The sequence below is a fragment of the Nodosilinea sp. FACHB-131 genome (genome assembly GCF_014695395.1).
GTDB lineage: Bacteria > Cyanobacteriota > Cyanobacteriia > Phormidesmidales > Phormidesmidaceae > Nodosilinea.
Genome location: NZ_JACJOF010000023.1, coordinates 92,998 through 118,057 on the forward strand (window position 1 = coordinate 92,998; position 25,060 = coordinate 118,057).

Below are 25,060 nucleotides of genomic sequence, written 5' to 3' on the forward strand. Positions count from 1 at the left end.
GCATGACAAACACGGTTAAAAACGAATACGGCAATTGTGGGTCATCCATGGCTCGGGTTCTACTCAAGCTGGAGGTCGGCCTCTTGGTTCACGAAGATGATATCGAGGCCGCGCACGTCGGTGAAGACAAACTCAACTCGGCGATCGCGGGCATAGTCTACGCGGCCGCTGCCCTGGCTGCGGCGCTGGGTCTCACCAAAGGGCACAATTCGCATGCGCTCTAGGGGCACCCCCTTGCGAATCAGGTACTCGCGGGCGGCTAAGGAGCGGCGTTCACTGAGAGCCAGGTTGTAGGCATTGCTGGCACGGGGGTCGGTGTGGCCGTGCAGTTCCACCGTGAGGAAGGGATATTCCAGCAGGGCGGCGGCAATTTGGTCGAGCACCCCAGCGCTCTCGGTGCTGATGTTGGAGCGATCGAGGGCAAAGTGAACGTTGCGCGGAATCTCAAGCCGCAGGGGCTCCAGCGGCGGCGGTGGTTCAACGGGCGCAGGCGGCGGCGTGGGTGGATCACAGCTGGGCGGCTCCACCGGGGTAGCAGGCAGATCAGGCTGGGTACCGTCGGCGGCGAGCACGGATGCCACGGCGGCGGGTTCGGAGGTGCCCCACTCGGGGTCGGTGGCGATCGCGCTCACTCGCGTCCCTGGCGGCAGCGCCAGACTGGCACTAAAGGTGCCCTCTAGGCTGGCAGTCACGGTTCCCAACGGCTCAGTCAGTGGGCTGTAGGGAGAGCCCGGCTCCGCCACTCGGTAAAGATCGATTTCGCTGCCGGGGTCGGCGGTGCCGGTGAGGGTGACCTCCGCTGCACCGCTAGCAAAGCTGTAGGCGTCAAACTGAGGAGCGTTGATGGCGGCGTTGCCAGTCTCGCGGCGGCGGTGGTGCGAGTTGCGCGGCGGGTTAGGCCCATCCCCCTTTTGAAAGTCTTGGACCTCCGTGTTGCCCTGGGTGTTGAGGTCAATGGCCAGGCCATCTAGCTCAGCGTAGCGGTTGCCGCGAATTTGGTTGCGGTGGCTGAGGGGGTAGGCCGTCACCGCCACCCCCGGCCCGGGCTGGTAGCCAATAAAGTTATCGCTGAGCTGGTGGTCGCTGCCCATCAAATACACCGCCGCTCGCTCAAACCGCCGCCCGTTGTACTGAATGGCGTTGCCCGAGATCTGGGTGGCCCCCTCCGGCTTAAACAAATAGATGCCGCTGCCGTCGTTGGCGCAGATCAAGTTATCGGTGATGGCGCTGGCGGCGATGGTGCCCTCTAGGCGAATGGCGTCGGGCATACCGGCTAAACCGTTGCCGATGATGGCGTTCTCGCTCACCTGCAATCCATCGGCCCGAAAACCCGTAATGATGGCGCTGCCGTCGTGGTTTTGAATGCGGTTGTTGCGAATCGTGGTCTCCACGGCGTTAAACACCGTCACCCCAAAGGCCGAAGGCACGGCGGGGAACTCGCCGTCGGGCGGTAGCCCCAGCCAGTTTTGCTCAATCACGACCCCGCGCGGAGCCAGATCAGGCTGATCGAGACGAAACAGCTCTAGGGCCGGGCTGAGGGGGCTGGCGTCTACCGGGGGCGCCAGGGCGCTGACAAAAATATCCGAAGGTGGCGTGGTTTTGGTGGCGCGATCGCTCGTCCTAAACCCATACAAACTCAGCCCCCGCACCGTCACCCCATCGGCGGCAATGGTCAGGCCGCGAGCTACCTCGCTGCCCTCTGCCACGGTCAGGCTCACCGCTGGCGCAGCCGGAAACTTGGGGTCATAGGTGGCTGACCCGTCGTAGCCTGCCTGGGTAGTACCGTCGATCACCAGCTCTGGAGCGACAATCTCGGGCAGCAAGTCTATCAGCGCGATCGTGGTCTGCCCCACCGGTAGGTCAAAGCCAATCCGCGAGCCTTGCCCCGCCGGTAGAGGCTGCACTAGGGCTTGCTCGGCCTCACTCAGTTGCTCAGGGGTAAGGGTGCCGTTGGCCAGCTCGATCGCCTCTCGCAGCGTCAGTCCTTGGTCGGGCTGCATTGGCCCATCGTCACCACTGGTCACCCGTATGCTGTAGGTCGCCAGGGCCGACTGCCCTAAGGCCGGGGCGATCGCCCAACCCACCGCTGGCAGGCCCAGAGCGATCGCACCATATCCGATCCACCACCGCTGATTCATTCCTCACCTCCTGGGGCAGTGCCCGTTGCGTCGGCCTCGGGCCTGTTGATCAGGGCCGCCTCATCCACATAAGACTCTTGCTGCTGGGGTGGCGACACCGGCTGTACCCCAAAGCGGTTGAACAGCTGGTTGACCTTAGCGGTAATGCCAAAGTAGGGGCCGCTGGCCGACCGATAGCCACCGCCACCCACAAAGGAGCCGTCGCTGGCACCGCCAAAGCTGTAGCCTAGCCCCAGCCGCACATCGGGAGTCAGGTAGTAGCCTGCCTCCAGAGCGAAGCCGGTTTCGTTGTAGCCGACCACCGGCTGTCCTAGCCAGCGCACCTCGGCCCCCACATCCCAGCGGTAGGCAAAGCGATAGGTGGCTCGCGCCTGGGCTAGGTGAATGCTATTCGAGAAGCCAATGTCCTGGGCGAGGTTGGCGGTGCTGTAGCGCAGGCCGTACTTGCCGTAAAACTCCCACCGGTAGTTGGGGGCGTAGATACCCTCCAGCGACAGGGTGTGGTCTTGGGCCTCTGAACTGACCCCCTGCAAGATGCTGTTAGGGGTGCTGCTGGGATTGTTGCGAAACTCGTAGCTCAGCAGGCCGTTAAACTGGTCGCTCACCAGGTTGCGGTAGGCCAAACCCAGCCGCAGGGTGCTCGAATCCCCCAGCTGATCGGTAATCGTCTGGTTGGCAAAATTGCCCATCTCAAAGCGGGCCAAACCGGTGAGCGCATCGGTAATGCGTCCGGCGGCGGCGGCCCCCAGCACCAGATTGCTCGAACCCGGCGAATCGCGATACTCAATGCGGCCGCTAGCCTGCCAGTCAGGGTTGTCGGTGTACTCTAGCCCCACCGAATACACGGTAGAGGCCTGGAGCCCGAGACCCGAGGCCCCTTGACCCACGGCGAAGGGTTGGGCAAACTGCTGGCCGAGCCCAGTCAGGTTGAAGGCATCTCCAAAGATACGCTCAAAGCCAAAGGTGGCCCGCAGTCCAGGGGCCAGCGTCAGCCGGTGGTTCAGGCCAACCGCCCCCTGACCGGTAATGCCGTTGTAGCCCCCCAACAGCGAGTAGCGGTTGGTCAGGGTGGTGTTGTCGTCGAGCTGGTAGTCAACAATGGTGTCGAGGCTGGTGATCGAACTCGGCCCCTGCACCCCCGACAAAAACTGCTGGGCTAGCCGCAGGCTGACGCCGGGCTGCACGGCCCACTCTAGACCAACGGTATTGCGGGTCGGGTAGAGGGGGTCACCGGCGCTCAAGTTGATTTCACTTTGAGCAAGGGCACTCAAAGTAGCGGTCAGCGGCAGGTTGAGTCGTGACACCAGCTGGTTGGCATCAGTGGAGAAGTTGGTCAGGCGGTCTTCGCGGGAGCGATTAACAAAGTCCACTCCCAGAGTGGCGCTGCCGATCTGCTGCACAACACCGGCGCGAATTTCGGTGAGAGTGTTGTCAACCACCCCGCCCCGCACCGGGTTAAAGCCGGGTTGGAACAGACCTATAGCCGTGGTCTGCACGGCTACGGCATTGCCCACGTTGCGCTCTTGATCGACCAGGGCCCGCAGCCGAGTTTGTGCCCCCACCTGGGCCTGCACCTGGGCACCCCAGCGGGTCTGGCCGGGGCTAAAGCTGCTGGTGGCGGTGTTGTTGAACCCGCTGTCGGTAGAGCGGTAGTAGGCTTGGCCGGTGATGCCCTCAAAGGGGGTGGCGCTCAGCTCAACGCGATAGGCATTGCCCTGGTTATTGGTTGCCCCGGTATTAAAGGAGGAGCGGGCATATTCGCCTGTGACCTGGCCCAGATCGCCCAGGGGCCACTGGAAGTCAAAGCCGTAAAGGGTAAAGTCTTGGGCTCCTTGGTTTTCGTTCAGTAGGGTGGCCCCGACTACGCCGCCGTTGTCGCCTTGGGGGCGGTACTGCAAGCGCCCCGCGTAGAGGCTGCCCCGCACCGAGGCATCGTCGACCTGGTAGGTGACCACAATGCGTCGCACCAGGGTGGTGCCCAGGGGGTTGAGATCGACGGCCCGCACCGGCTGGCGAAAGAGCAGAGTGCCGCGATCGTAGTCGATGTCGTAGTCGACGCCGCGATAGAGCGGGGTGCGCTCTAGCACTGTGCCGGGACGATTAAATTCCTCGGCCTCAATGAACACGTTCTCGCTGCCCCGCAGCACCAGCCGCCGCGACAGGAAGTAGTAGCCACTGGTGCCGTCTGGGGCAATGGTGTCGCGCTGGAAGGGCCGCACATTGTCGCCATACATGGCGGTCAGCTGGAGGCCGTTGCCAAAGGTATAGTTGCCCTTAAAGCCGTGCAGCTCTCGAACGGTAGCCGTAAACTGCTGTGACTCGCCGGCAAACTCCTGGGTGCCATAGTCGCCCCACATGAAGTAGTCGGGGTCGGCATCAGGAGCCAGGGAGTCGCGCTGAAAGCGCAGGTAGAGGCTGTCAATTGACTCCGTGAGAAAGTCGGTGGTGGAGCTGTCGCCGTAGACGGGGTAGGTCTGATCGCAAGCCTGCACATCGCGGTAAAGGCTGTTGCCATCGCAGCGATCGTTGAGGCCACGGGTGTTGTTGTAGGCCCCGGTAAAGGACCAATCGCCCAGGGCACCCGTAGCAAACAACCCGGTGGTAAAGCTCACCTCAACGTCTTGATTGAGGGAGTCGACACTGAGAAAGTCTCTGAAGCTGCCCAGCAGGTTGGTGCCACCCCGGCCAATGCGGAAATCGACGACCCCAGAAATAATGGTGGGACGCAAATCGGTAACGAAGCTCACCTGCGTGGTGGCCTCTAGGGCGGGGTAACCGTCTCGCAGCGTGGGGTCAAGCTCGCGCAGGGTGCGAGAGTCAACCATGGCCCGCACGGTAACAGACTGGGCATCGAGGGTCGATCGCAGCCGCGCCTCAAATAACCCCTGCCGCGCCAGCACCTGAAACCCACTGCGATCGCTGTCGTAGTCAGCCCCAATAAATTCGCCAGCGCTGCTGGTCAGGGTCACGACCACATTGTCATTTAGAGGATTGCCCTCGGCGGCAGTGACGGTCCCTACCAGGGTCAGCGCCGATCGCCCGTTGGCGGGTATCTGAATATCGCGCTCGGGCTCGACGGTGATGCTGTAAGCGGCTACCTCCGGCTGGGGCACAACCGGCCGCAGCGGCTGGGTAGGTGGCGGGTTGAGCGGCAGCTGGTCGCCACCAAAGCGAAACTCAAACCGCTCGGAGTTTTCGCTGCGGTTGGCTAGGGGCACCCCACCCTCCCCAGGCAGAGTTTCAGGCGTAGGGAGATCGCCTGAGGGGAGGACGGTGGCGGCGGCGATCGCCGCCGTTGAATCGGCCCAGGGCTGGGCCGCAGTCGTCGCGACAACGGCCTCAGAGTTTGTCAGTGGCGACTGTGGCAGGGGTAACTCTAGCGTTTCGATGGCGCTAGGTTCGACTGCCGTGGATTCAACGACGGATTGCACCGCTGCACCTGGGCCACCAGAGATCTCCAGATCCGCTGCCGTACCCAGTTCTCCAGGGGCGGCATAGCTAGGCAACAAGAAACCGAACGATCCAGCCAGGGTTGTTAACAGGCCCAACCCCAGCGAACGAGAAGACAGAGGCGTCATGACTGCTCCTCCCCAAAGGTTGGCGTAACGGCAAAGTTCATTCGACCCAACCCACCCGGCGACAACCGCACAAAGCGGGAGGCGCTGTTTTCTTCAATGCGGTAAAGGTTGGGAGCTAAGGTGTAGCCCGGTAGGCTGTAGAGATCCAGCGTGCCAACCCGGTAGCCCGGCAGCACGTTGGCCAGTGAGAATAACCCGTCAGGGTCAGTCAAAATGCGGTTGCCATCGTCCATGAAGATGACGGCGTTGGGCACCCCAGCCTCACCGGGCTGCTGCTGCCCGTCGAAGTTTTTGTCGACAAACACCCGACCCAAAATGGTGCCACAGTCGGCCAGAATGCCAGGACGAATGGTCATTTGGTAAGCGGCGGTCACCGGTGTAAAGCCGGGGGCCGAAGCCTGGGCAATGTTCCGCCCGTTGCCGCGTACGGCGTCAGGGGTCAGCAAGACTCCGTAGGCTACAGACACCGACTCCCCAGGGCCTAAGGAGGCAAAGGTCAGGGTTAAGCTGCTGTCGGTGGTTACCGCCTGGGTAGGCTGCTGCGGAGTTGCCTGCACCGAGTTGGGCACGTAGAGCATCCCTAGGGGCAACTGGTCAGTAATGGTGAGCGGTGTGGCCGGCTGAGTCGAGAGGTTGGTGACCAGCAGTCGGTAGATCGCGACATCGCCGGGCTCGGCAGCAGCACGGTCGGCGGTTTTAGTAATTTGCAGCAGCGGCAGCTCTGGTCCTGGTGGCGGCTGGGTTGCTCCTACCTGCGTCTGGTTAGAGACGGTAGTGGCCGGCCCATTGGGACCCACAAACTGAGCTGAAGCTTGGTTAACAAAAATCTGGCTTTGAGCCTGCGCCACCGTCGATGGCGGCACGGCATGGCTTAGAAAATAGCTTAAAACCAGGGCTAGCCAGAACAGCAGCCCCCGGTACAGTCGTCGCTGATTACGTCTCACACCACCCCTCTGAGACCACTCTTCACACCACTGGTGTTTATCTGGCTAGTCCAGAGAAACACCTCTCATCACCCCTGAATGGTTGAACAGCTAGTGTCAACAGTCGAAAGACGGACATTAGCTGTCAAATCTCGGCAAATCATAGCAAGGTCATCCGTGAATACCACAAAGATTCCGTAAAGATTCGTAAAGGTATCCGGATTTCGCTCAGTTCGCCGCTTAATCCTTGATGCTAAAAAATCAGGCAGGTAACAAAAATGCTCTGCCGTAAATTTGAGCTAGAAGGTAGCACGAGGTTATATGGAATTTGTAAAGTCTGTTTCCACGAAGGACTGCTAAGTCTATGCCGCCCACCGGTCGAGTTGTCCAGATCAATATTTCGTCCGGTGGGGTGCCGAAGCTGCCGGTGCCCGCTGGCGAGGTGACTTTGGCTGGGCTAGAGGGCGATCGCCAGCGCAACCTCAAATTCCACGGTGGCCCCGATCGCGCCCTCTGCCTCTGGTCTTTGGAGGTGATTGAGCTACTGCGGCAGGAGGGGCATCCCATCGCCCCTGGCAGCGTCGGCGAAAACTTCACCCTGGCTGGCTTGAACTGGGCCAGCTTGGCTCCAGGCAGCCAGCTGTACCTGGGCAACCAAGTGCGGCTCGAAATTACCGACTATGCCGTTCCTTGCCGCACCATCATGGGGTGGTTTAGCGATCGCCGCTTTAGCCGCATCAGCCAAAAGCATCATCCTGGCAGCAGCCGGCTGTACGCACGTGTGCTCCAGGGGGGATGGGTGAGAACGGGCGATCGCGCCTCTGTGCAGACAAAGGGCGAGTGACCTAAAGCTGCAAACCAGCTTTCCCTTTACAATCATCGAAGAGGCACTATGATTTGGGGTAAGCGGAGTGCTAAACAAGCCCTGCACCCAAGCCCTCAGGCTTTACAGTTAGGTGAGTAGACAATTGCCATGACAATACCAGCGCTATCAAACGACTTTTTACTGGCGGCAGGAGCGTACGCCGGCATTGCTGGGGTCTACCTAGTGGTAATTCCCCTGGCGCTGATTTTCTACGCGCGGCAGCGCTGGTATATCGCCGGGTCGATCGAACGCACCCTGCTATACGGGCTGGTCTTTGTCTTTTTCCCCGGCATGCTGCTGTTTAGCCCCTTCTTAAACTTTCGTGCTCAGCCCCGCAACCTCAAGGCTTAGGGGGTTATGCGACGGATTGACGTAATCGCCATTGGCATTGGCATATTCCTGGCTGGGGGCGGGCTGTTCCTAGGCTTTCGGCTGTTTGGCCTAGACGGCATCAACGCTGGCATTTGGAGCCAGGTGGTGATGGTGGGCGGCCTAGTGGCCTGGTTGGCCAGCTATCTGCTGCGGGTGGTCACCCACAACATGACCCTTAACCAGCAGATGGAAGACTACGAGTCGGCGGTATTGCAGCAACGCCTTGACGAGCTCAGCCCCGAGCAGCTGGCCGCCCTGCAAGACAAGCTCGATGAAGGCAACAACGGGTGAGGCATGACTTGTGTTCTGCGGGGGGTTAAACCTGTGAAAGCCTTAAATCTTGCCTCTATCCCCTGAACCTTAAACCCTCAACCATAGACGTAGTGCCCCTCTTGCCCTAGAGTGCTCTATTGGGCGATTTGCTCAATCTCTTTGGACTAAGTCTTCGGTACCCTGCCATGGCCCTTGTTTCCGATCGCTTCCGTGACCTGCGAGCGCGGGGCGAATGCGCCCTGATTCCCTTTATTACCGCTGGCGATCCTGACCTCGGTACCACCGCTGCGGCCCTGCGGGTGCTCGACCAAAATGGCGCTGACTTCATCGAGCTGGGGGTGCCCTACTCTGACCCCTTGGCCGACGGGCCGGTAATTCAAGCGGCGGCCACCCGTGCCCTGGGCCATGGCGTAACCCTTGACGCCGTCCTGGGCATGGTGAAAGCGCTGCAGCCGCCGTTGCAGGCACCGCTGATTTTGTTTACCTACTACAACCCCATCCTCAACCGGGGCATTGACCAGTTTATGGCCGATCTGGCGGCGGCTGGAGTCGCGGGCCTAGTGGTACCTGATCTGCCCCTCGAAGAGGTCGATGCGTTGTTGTCTGGGGCCGCTGCCGCCAATATTGACGTCACACTGCTGGTGGCTCCGACCTCTCCGCCCGATCGCATTCAGGCGATCGCCGCCCAAGCCCAGGGGTTTGTCTACCTGGTGAGCGTCACCGGGGTTACCGGCGTCCGCAGCGAGCTGCAAAGCCGCGTCAAAGACCTAATTGATAATCTCAAACAATCCACCGACAAGCCTGTAGGCGTTGGCTTTGGCGTCTCTGACCCCGACCAGGCCCAGCAGCTCAAGGCCTGGGGAGCCGATGGCGTAATTGTGGGCAGCGCCTTTGTCAAACGATTGGCCGCCGACACCCCTGAGGTCGCCCTGCACACCATTGCCGACTTTTGCCAAAGCCTTAAGGCCGCCCTGGTCTAGGCACCTAGGCGACAATTTTTGCTGGGAGCCGGGGCACTGGGGTGAAAGGTGTAAGGTTTAAGGTTTGAAGTTGGCCTTAGACCCAATACCCAATACCCCTTCCCCTATCTATTCCAGCCGCCATTTCTGACCATGACTAGCCTGCAAAAAGGGGGATGCCTTCGCCGCTGGCTGGGGGTAGCCAAACAGATAACCCTGCATTTCGGTACAGCCCAGTTCGTAGAGACACAGGGTTTGATCGGCGGTCTCAACCCCCTCCGCCACCAGGTTGAGGGAAAGCCCCTTAGCCATGGCAATAATCGCGTTGACCATGGCCTGGTCAACCGAACTGTGGGGCAGGTCTTTAACAAAGGCGCGATCGATCTTGATGCCATCGAGGGGAAACTGCTTTAGGTGGCTGAGGCAGGAGTAGCCGGTGCCAAAGTCATCCATCGAAATTTTGACGCCGAGCTGACGCAGGTCGCGCAACCGCTCAATCGAGGCAGCCATATCGGCCATGGCCGCTGTTTCAGTAATTTCTAGCTCTAGATAGGCAGGGGGCAGGCCAGTTTCATCGAGCACGGCGGTGACCACATTGACCAAATTGGGGTGCTGAAGCTGCCGGGCCGATAGGTTGACCGCCAGGTTGACCAGGGGTAGACCCGTCCGGTGCCAGGCCATCACTTGGGTACAGGCTGTTCGCATCACCCACTCGCCAATGGGCACAATCAAGCCATTTTCCTCTGCTAGAGGAATAAATTGATTCGGAGCTACCAGCCCCAGGGTAGGGTGTTGCCACCGCAGCAGGGCCTCCATTTGCACCACTACTCCGGTGACAACATTTACCTGGGGTTGGTAGTAGAGCACGAATTCGTCGCGGCCCAGAGCGTGGTGCAGGTAGGTTTCTAGCTTTAATCGCTGGGCGGCCTCGGTGCTCAGGCTCTGGGTATAGAACTGGTAGTTGTTGCGGCCCTGCTGCTTGGCCCGATACATGGCGGCATCAGCGTTTTGCAGCAGGGTGGTCATGTCTTGGCCATCTTGGGGAAATAGGGCAATGCCAAGGCTGGCGGTGACATGCAGCTCATGGTTTTGCAGCAAAAAGGGTGGCGTGAGCTGGTCGGCAATGCGCTGGGCCACCTTGGCGGCGTCGCTGGCGGTGGTCAGGTTGGGCAAAATTAGCGTAAACTCGTCGCCCCCCCAGCGGGCGACAATGTCTTCTACCCGCAGGGCCGCGCTGATCCGTTGGGTTACCTGCTGCAACAGCAGATCGCCGACGGCGTGGCTGAGGGTGTCATTGATGGTTTTGAAATGGTCGAGATCGAGAAAGATGACGGCGAGCATCTGCTCGGCCTGGCTGGTGCGAGCGATCGCCTGGGGCAGATGCTGGTCAAAAAAGGCTCGGTTAGGCAGCCCGGTGAGGGCATCGTGGTAGACCTGGTAGCACATCTGAGCTTCGGTCTGCTGACGCTTGAGGGCACCCCCCAAGCTGGCCGCCACTGCCACCAAAATTGACTCGTCGCTGGCGCTCCACTCCCACTCCTGCTGACAGGCATCAAAGCCGATGTAGCCCCAGAGATGGGCATCAATGAAAATCGGCACCATCAAAATCGATAAAATGCCGTCTCTGAGCAATACCTCCTGCTCGGCGGCGGGCATGTGGCGGGTCAGGGCGCAGATCGATTGGCCCTGCTGTAAAAGGGTGTGCCAGCGCTCTAGTCCCAGGGCGCGGTAGCTCTGGTCTTGCCAGTGGGGCTCGTCAATGCCAGAGGCCGTGGCTGGGGTGGTCCACTCGTAGCGCAAGGTCATAGCCGGTTCCCCAGTAATCGATTGGGGGTGGTGGGTATAGACATAAGCGCGATCGGCGGTGGCCGCATCCCCTAAGCGGGCCAGCACCTGGGGAATGACCTGGTGCACATCGGTGGTGGTGAGCAGACACTGGCTGGCCTCGGCCACCCCTTGCAGCAGGCGATCGCGGCGCAAAATAGCCGCCTCTCCCCGCTTGCGATCGGTAATGTCTTCGACGGTGCCCTCATAGCCGATTAGCGTGTTGCGATCGTCATAGATCGCCCGCGCCGATTCTGCAATCCAGATAATCGCTCCGTCTTTGCGGTAGATTTCCGATTCAAATCCCAGTACCGCTCCACCGGCCTGAATCAGATCGGTAAACTCCTGACGGCGGCCGGGCTGCACGTAGAGCTGCTGATTGATGTCAACCATAGTCTGCATCAAATCCTGGGGCGATTCATAGCCGTAAAGCCTGGCCAGCATCGGGTTTACGGTCAAATACTGACCCTCAGGAGTGCTTTGAAACATGCCCTCAACGGCGTTTTCGAACATGCTGCGATATTTCAGCTCGGCCTGCTTCAGCGACAGCTCGGTTTGGCGACGCTCCAGGGCTAGGGCCAGGTCAGCGGTCACCACCTGAAGGAGATCAATATCGGCCTCGGCCCAGGGGCGAGCGGCAATACAGTTGCTAAACCCCATCACCCCTTGCAGTCGGTTTTGCAGGGTGAGGGGCAGCAGCAGGATCGACTTCACATTGCTCGGTGGGCTGGTGAGCAGCTGGCGCTGCAGGTCAGAAAAGTCTGATTCCAGCTGGTTGATAGTCTGCTGCTGCCGCAGCTGGGCGTGCCAATCGCTAAAGAAGGGGTCTAAAGGCAGGGTTTGAAACCGGGAGTCGCCAGCGGTAGACCCAATGCCCGGGGCCGACCACTCTACCCGCTGGCGCAGAAAAGGGGAGTTGCCCTGGCTTCCTTGCAGCTCGTAATAGTAGACCCGGCTAGCGCCAGCTAGCTCTCCTAGGGCCGCAAAAATCGCCAAAATAGAGGGTTCTTGCCAATCCCACTGCCAGGCCAGCAGCAGGCGCTGAATCTCAGCTAGGGTCGCCAGGGTTTGTTCTCGCCGTTTGAGAGCTTGCTGGGAGGCAAGCTGCGCCGTTACGTCCTCGAAGGTGCAGAGCACCCCCATCACGGTGCCATCGGCATCGCGCATAGGCAGACGGCTACAGTTCACCCAACCTTGGCGACCATCGGGATAGGTTTGGGGCTCAATTGTCTGGAGATCAGCGACGCCCTCGGCCATCACGACGCGATCGCGGGCGGCTCGGTAGGCGGCTTCCTCCGCGTTTAGGTAGGGCAGAGCGGTGTCGGTGCTCCCCAGGATATCAAGCGGTGACGTCAGCCCCATGGCGGTGGCAAAAGCCTGGTTGCAGCCCAGATAACGTCCCTGGCTGTTCTTCCAAAACAGAGGTTGAGGAATACTGTCTAGCACCAGCTCCAGCAGATCTTCCCGCGCTTTTAAGGCTTGCTCCACCTGGCGCAGGGCCGCCTCCGACTGTTTCAGCGGGGTGATGTCAGTAATAAACCCTTCAATGCCGTTGACCTGGCCCTGTCTATCAACGATGGACGATCCCTTCTCCCAAACCCATTTCTCCTCGCCGCTGCGGGTGTGGATGCGGTACTCCACCTCATAGGCCTGGCCTAAATTGACCGCCTGCTGAATTTTTGCCAATACTCGGGGCAGATCAGCAGCGTGGGTAATGGTGTTGTACGACGTTGGATAGTCTGGGCTGAGCAGCTCTTCGGGCTGGTATCCGGTCAAGGCATGGCAGCCAGCGCTGAGGTAGCGCATCGACCAGCCAGCATCGCCATCGGCCTGAAACACAATACCCGGCATCACATCGATTAGCCGCTGAGGGGCCGCTATGCCTGAAGGCAGCGCCAGAAAAGCAGTTTGCCCATCCTTGTGAGGAAAATTCAGCAGTGCCAGGGTAAGCCAGTAGAGGGCAGGGTTGGAGGCGAAAGAGCCGACCGATGGAGGAGAAACTACGGAGTTAACGCGATGGATCTCGGGGTCGTGCATAGGTCATTGGCTTGGCTTGGCGGTTTTAGTGCCCATGGCAGTGGTTTCAATATGCCCAAAGTCGCGCTTAAGAGTGTTGCTCAACTATACTGCACGCGCAATTTGGCCACCGCAGGCCAAAATTAACTGCTTTTGATCAACCTTCGGGGGCCAGGTGGACATGGGCGATCGCCCGCATTAAACTCACCACCGCCTGGGCGGGCGGCTGGGTTAGCACCTCTGGGCAGAGCACTAGGGATAGCCCCAGGGCCGCAGCATCCCACTCAGGCAGGGACGTCAGGGCAACTAGGGGCAGGCGGGCCAGGTCTGGATGGCGGGCCAGAGCCTGAAGGTAGGAGGTAGAGACCGGTACCTTCCCATCCAAAATTACGGCCTTGGGTTGCCAGACCCGGCTGAGCAAGCTGGCCTGTTGCAGATCGTCTACCTGCAACAGGCGACAGTGGTAGCGCTGTAGCCAGGTGTGCACTAGGGGAGTCAGCGCGCTGTCCCCTCCCGCCGGGCACAGCAAAAGCATAGTCAGCCCGTCCGGCAGGGGTAGCGACGGTGATGGCCCCAGGCAAATTTGATCGAGGGTAGGCCGCAACCTCTGAGCCAGGGTTTCCAGGTACAGCGTCTTTGGCGTCGTGGCGTTAGAAGTGGCGATGCCAAAGACCTCTGGGGATGATCGCAGAGCCACTGCTCCAGGGATCTCCAAGTTCTGCAGCAGAGTCATCTGAGCTGCCGTGTCGATCGGAGCGTCGGCCAGCCCTTCCCAATGGATCAGCGTACAACAGGGGGCAAGGCGAGTTTGCATAGCCGCCAGGGTTTGGCAGCAGAGGGCCACCGCTAAGCGGTAGGGGCTGCCCTGCAGATTGCCGTAGACCTGGTCAATCACGGGTTGGCTGGCGCTAGCCAGCAGGATAAGCGTGGTTTCGCCCCCATGGGGTACCCCCGTCTGGGGCAGTAGTAGCGTAATGCGACTGCCCCAGGTAGGGGCACTGAAGCCGCTAAGTTCACCGCCCTGGAGCTGAGTGAAGCGACGGGCCAGGGTAAGCCCCAACCCCTCTAACGACTGGGGGATAAGCTGAATTTCGAGGCCTGGGGCGACTGTTGTTCCCAGGGGTGGGCCAGGGTCAACGATGAAGGTTGAACTCCATAGAGTGATTCCCAGCCACGGTCCCCAGGGCTCAATCACCAGCCCGCTGGGTGTAGCACCGTAGGCAATTAGGTAGCCTAGGCCATAGTGAAGACTCTGTCGCAAGCGCAGGGGATCGGCCTGTACCCAGCCCTTCGCGATCGCTAAATTTACCGTAAAGTCATCGGCCCAGGCGGCCACTGCCCCGCCGCCCTCAGACTGGGCGCTGAAAAAACTAGGCAGTAGCTCATTGGCCAAGGGCTGGAGGTATACGCGCTGGGTGCTCAGACTCAGCTGCCCAGACTCGAGCCGCATCCAGTCGAGCAGCAGGTTGATCAGGCTCATCAGCTTACGAATGGCCTGCCGCATCAGGCTGACATAGCGAAACTGGCGATCGCTGAGCAACCCCACCCGACTGTCGAGCAGCAGGGTCGATAGCCCTAGCAGGGTCGTCATCGGGGTCTTCAGGGCATGGCTGAGTTCCAGCACCCAGGCCTGCGGTTCTAGCCCCAGCGGCGCGGCAGGGCGATCGCCGGTCTCTGAGACCCCCTCTGATTCGGGTTCTGCCAGCCAGGCCATGAGCTTAGCGGAGTCGAGCACCCCCAAATACTGACCATCGGTGCTGATGCCCACCCAAATAGCAGCAGTCGCTTCTAGGGCCAGAGACCTAAGCCGGGTGCTAGTGTCGCGATCGCCCCACTCACTGGCCATTATTTCAACCACGGGTTCTAGCCAAGGTTGGCAGTCGGCCAGCTGTAGGGTAGCGGTCTCCCTCGACCTATCTAGCCAAGTGCCCTGGCTGATCGCCCACAGTTGCCCGACGGCGATCGCCCCTAAGGGCTGCTGTTCGTCGTTGACCACAACAATATGGCTAGGGGTTACTGCCCCTAACTGCCCTAGGTCATCGGCAATTTTGCCCAAGGGAGTCGTCAGACCGTAGGCCGGAACAGGGCTCAAAACATGGTCGAGGGGCGGCAGCGCCATGGGCTTATTCCCCAAGGGGTTTGCTTCCAGGTTTAGGGGGCAGGCTGTATTCTGACAACCACCCTTTACAATTGACAATATCCTGATATCTCCTAGGCCGGTGTAGTACGTTCTGGCCAAATGGGTTCTGGCTGTTTGGCCCTGAACGTGGTTCCAGGCATTTTCCTATCCCGCTTACCCCTGTCGCCCCTTGGTTGCTCCCCTTCAAATTTGTATCCTGACCCATGGTGATCAGGTCGAGCAAGGTCCCGAGTTAAGTCTGGATCCTAGCCGTTACGTGGTGCATCAAACGGCTGTGCTCGGTGACGTCCTAGACTGGCTTCAGAGTCGCCCCGATCTACCCGATTGCTTGGTGGTCGATGGCGAGGTTTGGCAACAGGCTCTGCGTCCGGCGCTGATGCAGCTAGGGCTGACGCTGCCGGTGGTGGTGCTAATCGATCTGCCAAACTCCAGCGATGATCCGTCGCTTGAGACTAACGCGGTACCTATTGCCGGGACTGAGCCCTACCCCGGAGCCTTAGTACACCGCGCTGTCGATGCCTTACCCCAGCTTGACCAAGTCATTCAGAACGCTATCCAAGGATTTTTACGGCTGCCCAATCCCAAGGCTGCGTCGCCAACCGCCGCTAATAGTGCTGGCGGTCTCTCCCATAGTCTCAGCGCCCAGCAACATCGCTTGACAGAAAAACTTAAAGCCCGGTTAGGATACCTAGGAGTCTATTACAAACGCAGCCCCAGCTCTTTTCTGCGCCACATGAGCCCCGATGACCGCACGGCGTTTTTGGGCCAGCTCAAGACCGACTACCGCACTATTGTCTTAGGCTATTTTGCCAAGGATGCCAAAATCAACCTCAATCAGCTGATCGACGACTTTGTCGATCAGGCATTCATGGCCGATATTTCCGTAGCTCAAATCGTTGAAATTCATATGGAGCTGATGGATCACTTTTCAAAACAGCTCAAGCTAGAGGGGCGCAGTGAAGAGATCTTGCTAGACTACCGCCTCACCCTGATCGATGTCATTGCCCACCTGTGCGAAATGTACCGGCGATCGATCCCCCGTGAACCCTAGGGCGATCGCGGTCCTTGCCCCAAAAACTCTCGATACAATCATGCTTGTTCCTGTTTAGCCCAGAGGGTTCTATGAGCTCCATCAAAAAGACTTACATCCTTAAGCTTTACGTCGCGGGCAATACCCCCAACTCCATTCGCGCCCTCAAAACCCTCAACAACATTCTTGAGGAAGAGTTTCAGGGTGTCTATGCCCTCAAGGTGATCGACGTGCTGAAAAATCCCCAGCTAGCCGAGGAGGACAAAATCTTGGCGACTCCCACCCTGGCCAAGATCCTGCCGCCGCCGGTGCGCAAAATTATCGGCGACCTGTCGGACCGCGAGCGCGTGCTGATTGGCCTCGACTTGCTCTACGATGAGCTGCGCGAAGACGACATCTATGGCTAGCACCACGCCCGTCAACCAGCGGCTCTAGCCTTCAGCAGCTGGAAGACATCACCAGCTGTGCTCCGCCCCCGGCGACCCGTGAGGTAACTCTAAATTTTTGGTGCCCAACTCGCTTAAATCCGGTAGGACAACTGGTTCGGGGTATGCTTAATCCTCAGTAAGATGTCCTGTAATTTATTAAGGGCAGTTTTCTGCCCATGACGTTATCGATCTCCCATGACAGATTCTGACCAGACTGATTTGCAGCCCTCCGCCCATCCGGCTGGTGTACGAAAAATCCGTACCCTGATTGAAGGTTTCGATGACATCAGTCACGGAGGCATGCCGGCGGGGCGATCGACCTTGGTAAGCGGCACCTCGGGTACCGGTAAGACCCTGTTTGCGGTGCAGTTTATCTACAACGGCATCACGGAGTTTGACGAGCCGGGGGTGTTTGTCACCTTCGAAGAATCCCCCGAAGACATCATTCAAAATGCCTACAGCTTTGGCTGGGACTTGCAGCGCCTAGTGGACGACGGCAAGCTGTTTATCCTCGACGCCTCCCCCGATCCCGAAGGTCAGGATGTGGTGGGCAACTTTGACCTATCGGCACTGATTGAGCGCATTCAGTACGCCATTCGCAAGTACAAGGCGCGGCGGGTCTCCATCGACTCGGTAACGGCGGTGTTTCAGCAGTACGATGCCGCCTCGGTGGTGCGGCGGGAGATCTTCCGGCTGGTGGCCCGCCTAAAGCTGATGGGCGTGACTACGGTGATGACCACCGAGCGCCTCGATGAGTACGGCCCGGTGGCACGCTTTGGTGTTGAGGAGTTTGTCTCAGACAACGTGGTGATCGTGCGCAACGCCCTAGAGGGGGAGCGCCGCCGTCGCACTATCGAGATTCTCAAGCTGCGGGGCACCACCCACATGAAGGGGGAGTACCCGTTTACCATCACCAACGGCGGCGTCAACATCTTCCCACTGGGAGCGATGCAGCTAACCCAGCGATCCTCCAACGCGCGGGTGTCGTCGGGGGTACCTACCCTAGACGAAATGTGTGGTGGCGGCTTCTTCAAGGATTCCATCATTTTAGCGACCGGAGCCACGGGCACGGGCAAGACTCTGCTGGTGAGCAAGTTCTTAGTGGACGGCTGCAAGAGCGGCGAACGAGCGATCCTGTTTGCCTACGAGGAGTCGCGTGCCCAGCTCTCCCGCAACGCCTACTCCTGGGGGGTCGACTTTGAGGCGATGGAGGAGCAGGGGCTGCTGAAAATCATCTGCGCCTACCCCGAGTCGGCGGGCTTAGAAGACCACCTGCAAATTATTAAGACCGAGATTTCGCAGTTCAAGCCGTCGCGGGTGGCGATCGACTCGCTGTCAGCCCTCGATCGCGGCGTTAGCAACAACTCCTTCCGGCAGTTTGTGATTGGGGTGACAGGCTTTGCCAAACAGGAGGAGATCACGGGCTTTTTCACCAACACCACCGAGCAGTTCATGGGGCTGCACTCAATTACTGAGTCCCATATTTCGACCATTACCGACACGATTTTGATGCTGCAATACGTCGAGGTGCGCGGCGAGCTGTCGCGCGCGATCAACGTGTTTAAAATGCGCGGCTCGTGGCACGACAAGGGCATTCGTGAGTACACCATCAACAGCCAGGGGCCAGATATCAAAGACTCCTTCCGCAACCTGGAGCGGATTATCAGCGGCTCGCCCACCCGAATCGCGGTGGATGAAAAGAGTGAGCTATCGCGGATTATTCAGGGGGTACAGGGAGACTCGGAGTTATAGAGCGATGACCTGACGAAATGGGTGTTGTTTCACTTCACCTATTGCTCCCGTTGATATTGTCGTTGCCGACACGAATGCTCAAGCAGACTACTATTTAAAAGAGTCATGTCAACAGACATTATCCTGATTGGCCCTATAGGTGTTGGCAAATCCACGGTTGGATTGCTTTTGGCCAATCAGCTTGGCTTGGTCCAATGCTCCATGGACGAATATTGATGGAACTATTACAAAGAGATTGGATACGATGAAGACCTAGCAAGACACAAACGAGAAATCGAAGGCTTTTGGGGAATCTATCAATATTGGAAACCTTTTGAAGCCCATGCAGTAGAGCGATTACTGTCAGAGCACAGGAATTGCGTCATTGACTTTGGGGCTGGTCATTCTGTATACAAGGACAATCTTCTGTTCCAAAAAGTTCAGCGAATCTTAGCGGCTTACTCCAATGTTATTCTTTTGCTGCCGTCGTCAGATTTAGATGAATCAGTACAGATTTTGAATGAGCGCAATGGGTATGCACCTGACGGCAGCCTTAACATTAACGAACATTTTGTAAAACATCCCTCAAACTATAAGCTTGCAAAGTTTACGGTATACACGAAAGCAAAAACGCCTGAGGAAACTTGTACTGAGATTTTGCAGTTGATAGGCGCTGTCTAACAATTGAGCTGGAGCAACTTTCTAAATGCTTCACGTAGCGGAAAAGGGCTTACAACCGTTCAGCTGAACCGTTAAATGCTGTAACTACAGTGCCCCTCCCGCTTGGAGAGTCAGAGATGCTTAACCTTGGCTGGCGCTACTGCTGTAAGCACACTTTCCCATGATGTAGGTAGCGGTGACGGCGCGATCGCTCCCCATAATCACTAGCGAGAACAGCACATCTGCCAGTTCCTCCAGGGTTTCAGGGATTCCTTTTTCATTGCGCAGCGCCAGCAGGGATGTAGCCTGGGGGTCAAGCACCACAAAATCGGCCTCTTTGCCAGGGTCAAAGCTGCCCAGTTTGTCCTCCAGACACAGCGCCCTGGCTCCGCCTAGGGTAGCGAGAAACAACGCCTTAAAGGCTGAAAGCTTCTGCCCGCGCAGCTGGGCGACCTTGTAGGCCTCGTTGGTGGTTTGCAGCATGGAAAAGCTAGTCCCTGCGCCCACGTCGGTACCCAAGCCTAATTTGACCGGGTGCTCAGGGTTTTTGGCCTGCTCGATGCGAAACAGGCCGCTGCCGAGAAACAGGTTAGAGGTCGGGCAGAAGGAAATTGCTGCCTTAGCCTCGGAGAGCCGCTGAAACTCCGCATCGGTAAGCTGCACCCCGTGGGCAAATAGCGATCGCTCCCGCACCAGCCCGGTCTGGTCATAGACATCTAAGTAGCCCAAATACTGGGGAAACATCGCTTGAATCCAGGCCACTTCGCTGACATTTTCAGATAGATGGGTATGTAAGTAGACGTCGGGAAATTCATCGAGCAGCTGGGCCGCTAGCTTCAGCTGGGCTTCGGTAGAGGTAGCCGCAAACCGAGGGGTGACGGCGTAGAGCAGCCGCCCCCGGTTATGCCATTTCTCAATCAGCGCCTTCGACTCATCGTAGGAGGACTGAGCCGTATCGCAGAGATAGTCGGGAGCGTTGCGATCCATCATCACCTTGCCGCTGATCATGCGCAGATGGCGGCCCTCGGCAGCTTCAAAAAATGCATCCACCGACTGGGGAAACACGGCCGCAAATACCAGAGCGGTAGTCGTACCGTTTTTGAGCAATTCATCGAGGAACAACTCGGCCACCGATCGCGCATAGTCAGCATCCACGAACTTGCCCTCAGTTGGAAAGGTGTAGCGATTCAGCCACTCCAGCAGCTGCTCGCCGTAGGCGGCGATCATGCCCGTTTGGGGGTAATGAATGTGGGTATCGATAAAGCCGGGAGTAATCAGCTTGCCGGTGTAGTTGCGGATGGGGATATTGCCCAGAGTCGGAGCCAACTCCTCGTAGGAACCCAGGGCTGCAATGTAACCGTCCTGCACCACTAGCAGCCCATCGGGGATATACCGCATGGCTTGAGCTTCAGGGGCGTAAAAAGGATCGCCTACGCAGTCTAATAGCGCCCCTCGTAGAGCCACCGTGCCGCCGGTGGCTGATGTTGACGGTGTTTGCCCCATCGCCTTGCCTGTCCTGTAATTGTCCGCAGGCCACTATAGCACCCCGATCCAGAGCGCTAAGCGTACAGGGTTACTGCCACGGCTGACTATTCTGCGCGGCTTATTGGGCTCCATCCACGAGCCGTTTAAAGCGGGGGTGGTGGCGCATAGTGTCGAAATGGGCGTCAATTTGCACCATCACCCGATACATGTAGGGGCTGAGGACAAAGGTGCGGTAGAGGTTTTTGAGGGTTTGCTCTAGGTCGCCGGCCATAGCATAGGCACGGGCCTTGCCATACCAGGCGTTGGGGTTGTGGGTCTGGTGGCTGAGGGAAATATCAAAACTTTGAATGGCCTCGCTATAGCGCCCCATTTGAATCAGCACTGTACCCTGCTGGTTCCAGATATAGTGGGCATCGGGCTTCTGACCCAGAGCCTGGTGGAGCACCTGAAGGGCGTCTTCGTAGCGGTGCAGGCCGCAGAGGGCGACCCCCTGGTTATAGCGAGCCCGGTGGTCTTGGGGGCTGAGTTTGAGGCTGTGCTCAAAGCTGGTGACGGCATCGCGGTAGCGGCGCAGCTGGTTTTGGGCAGTTCCGAGGTTATACCAGGCTTTGTTGTCGCCGGGGCTGAGCTTAACCGCTCGCTCTAGGTGGGTAACGGCTTCTTCAAAATGGCTGAGCCGGGCCAGGGCGTGCCCCTTGCCGTGCCAGGCCAAGCCGTAGTCGGGGCTGCGGGCGATCGCCTGGTTAAAGCTTTCGATTGAGGCCTCAAACTGCTTTAGGGCAGCCAGACAAAAACCGTGCAGAGTCCACACCTCATAGTCGGTGTCGTCAAGGGTAAGCACGGCCTGAAACCGCGACAAAGCCTCGCTATGACGACCGATGGCGTAGAGGGCATCTCCCTGACCGCGGAGGAGCTTGGCGCGAGTGAGCTGAGGTAGGGTGGCGTCAGATCCAGCAGACATTCATTCAACAGGCACCGTTTAGGGCGCTGAGTGGTAGACCTATCCCCAAGCTTGCCCATTTCCGCAGGGCGATCGCTAAGGTCAGCAGGGCTGCCACACATCAGCTTTACATCCGTCAAGCAACCGTCAATTCAATGCCGCTTGAAGGAGCCTTTGTAGTCTACGCTACTTATGGCGCACGTACTCATACAGGTCGACGTAGGCCTGCCCCGGATGATTCCACGAAAAGTCGTAGGCCATGCCCTGCTGAGCAATTTGCTTGAAAATCGCGGGCTCCTGGTTCCAAACGTCAAAGGCGCGGTTCATCGCCGACTCAAGCGCCACCGTGTCATTTTGGAAGAAGACAAAGCCGTTGCGCTCCTCCGGCCCATGTAGGGTGTCATAGTCCCAATCAAAGACGGTGTTTACCAGGCCGCCCACACCGCGCACAACGGGCACAGTGCCGTACCGCAGGCCGATCATCTGAGTAAGGCCGCAGGGCTCAAAGTTGCTGGGCACCACAATCATGTCGGCCCCGGCGTAGATTAGGTGGGCCAGCTCTTCGTTAAAACTCAATTCGAGGTGCACGTCGGGGTTGTCGTTGAGGAAGAGTTTTTCGTGCCAGAACCAGTCGTTGATGCTCTTCTCGGTGGCCGAGCCCAGCAGCACAAACTGTGCCCCCCGCTCCAGGGCGTAGTACATGGCGTGGTGGACGAGATGGACGCCCTTTTGATCATCCAAACGGCCAATGAAGGCCACCAGGGGTTTATCGCTCTGGCTCAGCAGTAGGCGATCGCGCAGTTCCTTCTTATTTAGCGCCTTATCCTCAAAGGTGGTCAGACCGTAGTGATGGGGAATGTAGCGATCGCTCTCCGGATTCCACACCTCTGGGTCAATGCCGTTGAGAATGCCCGAAAACTTATGCTGATTGGTGTGCAGCGTGTGCCCCAGGCCAAAGCCCTGGTCGGTGTGCTGGGCCTCCCAGGCGTGGTAGGGCGACACCGTGTTGACGTGGTTGGCGTAGGTGATGCCCCCCTTCATAAAGTTGATCGCAAAGGGGTTAAAGTCGTCGCGCAGCCGGTAGGGCTGAAAGTAGTACTCTGGCCGGTTGAGCCCCGTAGCCGCTAAAATCTCGTTGCCGCCAAAGCCCTGGTGCTTGAAATTGTGGATGGTGTACAGCGTGCGCTGAAACTCCATGCCGTTGTACTTATAAATTTCAAATAGCATCACCGGAATCAGTCCGGTCTGCCAGTCGTGGCAGTGAATCACATCGGGGCGCTTGTTGCTGCGCAGCAAAAACTCCATGGCCGCTTTGCTGAAGAAGGCAAAGCGCATCGGGTCATCATCACAGCCGTAATAGCAGCCCCGGTTAAAGAACATCTCCCACGACTTGGGCTCAATAAAAAAGCACAGCCGACCGTGCACCCAGCCACACAGCACATCGCAGCGAATGTCGGTACCGTACCAGGGCACGATCAGGTCGCGGTAGGCCTCGTGCAGCCCCCAGATGTGGTCGTACCGCATGCAGTCATACTTAGGCAGAATGATCTCGACGCAGTGGCCTCGGTTTTCTAGCTCACGGCTGAGGCCGTAAACCACATCGCCCAGTCCTCCAGCCTTAATAACTGGGGCACATTCCGAAGCAATCTGCACGATATACATAGGGCCTTCCCGTCATAAAACTTCATTTTTAATGCCCCTATTCAATCAGGATGTTGGGGCATAGGCAAGCGTCTGAGGATAGGGAGTAGGGGTAGGCAAGTAGGGAGTAGGAGGTAGGCGAGTAGGGACTGGGGAATATGCACTTAGGCGGTCAACCCATTCACTCGCCCATCTACCCATCTACCCATCTACCCATCCACCCCTCACCCCTCACCCCCCTCCGACTGCATCTGCTGCAACGCCTGCCAGCGGGTTTCTAGTTCTTCGCGTTCGTGTTTCAGGCTGCGCTCTAGTTCTTGAATTTCGTCGCGGCGGGCAGCGGTTTCGAGGGCGCGGCGATCAACTTCCTGGCTTTTGAGGGTTAGCGACTGCCGCCACCGTTCGGCCCGCTCAATTTCTTGCTCTAGGGCTTCGGGAGTGACCCCATAGGCCAGATAGTGCTCGACTAGGCCCAACACCCAGGGAGTGGCGTCTTGCACCGCTACAATCTGGTTCAAGTTGTCAAGGTCTACCAGCACCAGATTGCCCTCTTGAAAGGCAAGCAGGCGAGTCGTTTCGACAATGCGTTCCGAGGGCAGCCGCGCCCAGGTCGATTCAGAGGTCTGTTCGGCCAGCAGCAGCAGTTCTGCACCGCCCAGAAATGCTTTTTTTTGAACCTTTGCCAGGTATTGCATTAGCTGTTGACTCTATACCCCTATGGCACGAGTATACCCGGTGAGCTCTTGATTTCAGAGTAGTGTCGCGACGGGAGCCACCCAGCAACGGCTCAAGGTTATCCGTGAAAATACGGAGATAGAACTTTCCGGACGTGCAACTTTAGCCCAATAGATAAGTTATCCCGCCGATGTGGCCTCTCTGGTTGCCCAGTAAAATCGGGTTACTATACAAAGCGTTATAGTTTTCGGGGGTAACACTCAAGTTGTGTTATATATTCCCCGGAATAGCCACGGTTCGACCAATCAGAGTGCGTTACCATGTCAAACCTTGAGCAGACCATCGAACGAATGTTTGCCGCCCGTCGCCTAACCCGAAACGACCAACAGCAATTGATGGCCATGTTTTCTCAGCGTGACCTAAGCCCTAACGATGCCGCCTTAATCAATCGGGTTTATGAAGCGCTCAGCCAGGGAAGACTGCGGGTCGTCGACTAACTTTTTGCCGCTGGCTGGCATTAGCCCCCTCGGGTAACCAGCCATTGAGCGTTAAGCTCCCTCAGCTTATGGAAGGGAGCTTTTTTGTGAGCCTTTGGAATTGCCAATGCGATCGGTGCCGCTGCTGGCTAGATCGAGATTGGGCCAGAGCCAGATTCGGGGTAAGATCTCCACGACGTTAACTACTGTAAAGTCATGTCAGACACGCCGGATGCTTCCCCTGAGAAGCCCAAGAAAAAAATTATTACCGTGGGAGTGAAAGAAGACGGCGGTGGTGGCGAGGAGCGCCCTAGAGGTCAGGGCAAGCGCTCGGGCGGCGGTGGTGGTCGGGGTCGCGATCGCGACGATCGCGATCGCAAGCCCTCGGTTCCGCCCGCGCTCATGCGCGGCCCTAAACCCAAGCCTAAGGTTGAGGCGGTCGAGGAACCCGAAGCAGCACCGGAAGAAACGGTAGCAGATGACGTTGCGGCTGAAGGTGACGCTGCGGAAGGCGATGCTGCTGAAACTACGGCAGATAGCCCCGCCGCAGAGGCTGATACTGAAGTCTCGCCAGCCTAGTTGGCGACAAAGGATGACTTGCAGGCCCCGGTTGTTTAGTCTGCCGGGGTTTCTGCTAGCTCTAAAAACTGGCTATCGACGAGAAAAGACCCTTTATCGAATTTGATGCCCCAATAGCCACCGGGGCGACGATTAAGAATCACCCCTTCCGCCCCTAACGGAATCGTATCGGCGGGACGCAGCATGGGCATGGGGTCGGCGGTCTTGAAATAGGGGGGCAGGGCGGCGAGGCGGACGCGATCGCCGACGGCAAATTCAGATGTCATGGCCACCTCTGGGTCAACATAAGGTTAAATGTTCCAAACCTAGGGCCAAGGCGCTCTGAAC

19 protein-coding genes are annotated in these 25,060 nt (G+C 58.4%); 9 read left to right on the plus strand and 10 right to left on the minus strand.

What is annotated here, in order from left to right; translation table 11 throughout:
- Positions 1-59 precede the first annotated feature (59 nt).
- The 3 genes from H6F75_RS14260 to H6F75_RS14270 are packed head-to-tail and all read right to left on the minus strand — an operon-like array spanning position 60 to position 6,660.
- Entirely contained in the window at positions 60-2,138 is a 2,079-nt protein-coding gene (locus tag H6F75_RS14260) for an OmpA family protein (protein WP_190753140.1), read from the minus strand.
- Entirely contained in the window at positions 2,135-5,716 is a 3,582-nt protein-coding gene (locus H6F75_RS14265; RefSeq protein ID WP_190753141.1) for an Ig-like domain-containing protein, read from the minus strand. The genes H6F75_RS14260 and H6F75_RS14265 overlap by 4 nt, the downstream gene beginning before the upstream one ends.
- Complete coding sequence (locus H6F75_RS14270; protein WP_347710652.1) at positions 5,713-6,660, minus strand: hypothetical protein; 948 nt, start codon at positions 6,658-6,660, stop codon at positions 5,713-5,715. Before H6F75_RS14270 ends, H6F75_RS14265 begins: the two co-directional genes overlap by 4 nt.
- A gap of 343 nt (positions 6,661-7,003) precedes the next feature.
- On the opposite strand from H6F75_RS14270, the gene H6F75_RS14275 reads away from it, so the two are divergent.
- The 4 genes from H6F75_RS14275 (at position 7,004) to trpA (ending at position 9,129) form a co-directional block, all read left to right on the plus strand.
- Entirely contained in the window at positions 7,004-7,483 is a 480-nt protein-coding gene (locus H6F75_RS14275; protein ID WP_190753142.1) for an MOSC domain-containing protein, read from the plus strand.
- A 129-nt stretch (positions 7,484-7,612) separates the two neighbouring features.
- Positions 7,613-7,855, plus strand: coding sequence for an NAD(P)H-quinone oxidoreductase subunit L (gene ndhL, locus H6F75_RS14280; protein ID WP_190753143.1), 243 nt, complete (start codon positions 7,613-7,615; stop codon positions 7,853-7,855).
- Between the two features lie 6 nt (positions 7,856-7,861).
- Complete coding sequence (locus H6F75_RS14285; RefSeq protein WP_190753144.1) at positions 7,862-8,167, plus strand: DUF3007 family protein; 306 nt, start codon at positions 7,862-7,864, stop codon at positions 8,165-8,167.
- Positions 8,168-8,334: 167 nt separating this feature from the next.
- Positions 8,335-9,129, plus strand: a complete 795-nt coding sequence (gene trpA / locus H6F75_RS14290; protein ID WP_190753145.1) for a tryptophan synthase subunit alpha — start codon at positions 8,335-8,337, stop codon at positions 9,127-9,129.
- Between the two features lie 108 nt (positions 9,130-9,237).
- Here trpA and H6F75_RS14295 read toward each other — a convergent pair whose 3' ends face one another.
- Entirely contained in the window at positions 9,238-12,969 is a 3,732-nt protein-coding gene (locus tag H6F75_RS14295; protein ID WP_190753146.1) for an EAL domain-containing protein, read from the minus strand.
- A gap of 136 nt (positions 12,970-13,105) precedes the next feature.
- Positions 13,106-15,067 (minus strand): histidine kinase dimerization/phospho-acceptor domain-containing protein, encoded by a 1,962-nt coding sequence (locus tag H6F75_RS14300; RefSeq protein WP_190753147.1) that lies wholly within the window; start codon positions 15,065-15,067, stop codon positions 13,106-13,108.
- A 190-nt stretch (positions 15,068-15,257) separates the two neighbouring features.
- Between H6F75_RS14300 and H6F75_RS14305 the strand changes: the two genes are divergently transcribed.
- From H6F75_RS14305 to kaiC, 3 genes are all read left to right on the plus strand, one after another.
- On the plus strand, positions 15,258-16,139 hold the full coding sequence (locus H6F75_RS14305; RefSeq protein ID WP_242020016.1) for a circadian clock protein KaiA: 882 nt from the start codon (positions 15,258-15,260) through the stop codon (positions 16,137-16,139).
- A gap of 71 nt (positions 16,140-16,210) precedes the next feature.
- Positions 16,211-16,525, plus strand: a complete 315-nt coding sequence (gene kaiB, locus H6F75_RS14310; protein WP_073609295.1) for a circadian clock protein KaiB — start codon at positions 16,211-16,213, stop codon at positions 16,523-16,525.
- A 216-nt stretch (positions 16,526-16,741) separates the two neighbouring features.
- The gene (gene kaiC / locus H6F75_RS14315) at positions 16,742-18,298 is read left to right on the plus strand and encodes a circadian clock protein KaiC (protein ID WP_190753148.1); all 1,557 of its coding nucleotides are present in this window, start codon (positions 16,742-16,744) and stop codon (positions 18,296-18,298) included.
- Between the two features lie 780 nt (positions 18,299-19,078).
- Here kaiC and guaD read toward each other — a convergent pair.
- The 4 genes from guaD to H6F75_RS14335 form a co-directional block, all read right to left on the minus strand.
- On the minus strand, positions 19,079-20,440 hold the full coding sequence (guaD, locus tag H6F75_RS14320; RefSeq protein ID WP_190753149.1) for a guanine deaminase: 1,362 nt from the start codon (positions 20,438-20,440) through the stop codon (positions 19,079-19,081).
- 100 nt (positions 20,441-20,540) lie between these two features.
- Positions 20,541-21,383, minus strand: coding sequence for a tetratricopeptide repeat protein (locus H6F75_RS14325; RefSeq protein WP_190753150.1), 843 nt, complete (start codon positions 21,381-21,383; stop codon positions 20,541-20,543).
- A gap of 165 nt (positions 21,384-21,548) precedes the next feature.
- Positions 21,549-23,024, minus strand: coding sequence for a glycogen synthase GlgA (glgA, locus tag H6F75_RS14330; RefSeq protein WP_190753151.1), 1,476 nt, complete (start codon positions 23,022-23,024; stop codon positions 21,549-21,551).
- 203 nt (positions 23,025-23,227) lie between these two features.
- The gene (locus H6F75_RS14335) at positions 23,228-23,698 is read right to left on the minus strand and encodes a hypothetical protein (RefSeq protein WP_190753152.1); all 471 of its coding nucleotides are present in this window, start codon (positions 23,696-23,698) and stop codon (positions 23,228-23,230) included.
- Between the two features lie 300 nt (positions 23,699-23,998).
- Here H6F75_RS14335 and H6F75_RS14340 point away from each other — a divergent pair, with 300 nt between their 5' ends.
- Both H6F75_RS14340 and H6F75_RS14345 read left to right on the plus strand, forming a co-directional pair.
- The gene (locus tag H6F75_RS14340; protein ID WP_190524118.1) at positions 23,999-24,175 is read left to right on the plus strand and encodes a hypothetical protein; all 177 of its coding nucleotides are present in this window, start codon (positions 23,999-24,001) and stop codon (positions 24,173-24,175) included.
- Positions 24,176-24,370: 195 nt separating this feature from the next.
- Complete coding sequence (locus tag H6F75_RS14345; protein ID WP_190753153.1) at positions 24,371-24,733, plus strand: hypothetical protein; 363 nt, start codon at positions 24,371-24,373, stop codon at positions 24,731-24,733.
- 35 nt (positions 24,734-24,768) lie between these two features.
- Here H6F75_RS14345 and sipA read toward each other — a convergent pair whose 3' ends face one another.
- Positions 24,769-24,999 carry a regulatory protein SipA gene (gene sipA / locus H6F75_RS14350; RefSeq protein WP_073609289.1) on the minus strand — a complete coding sequence of 77 codons (231 nt, stop codon included), beginning with the start codon at positions 24,997-24,999 and terminating at the stop codon, positions 24,769-24,771.
- Positions 25,000-25,060 lie beyond the last annotated feature (61 nt).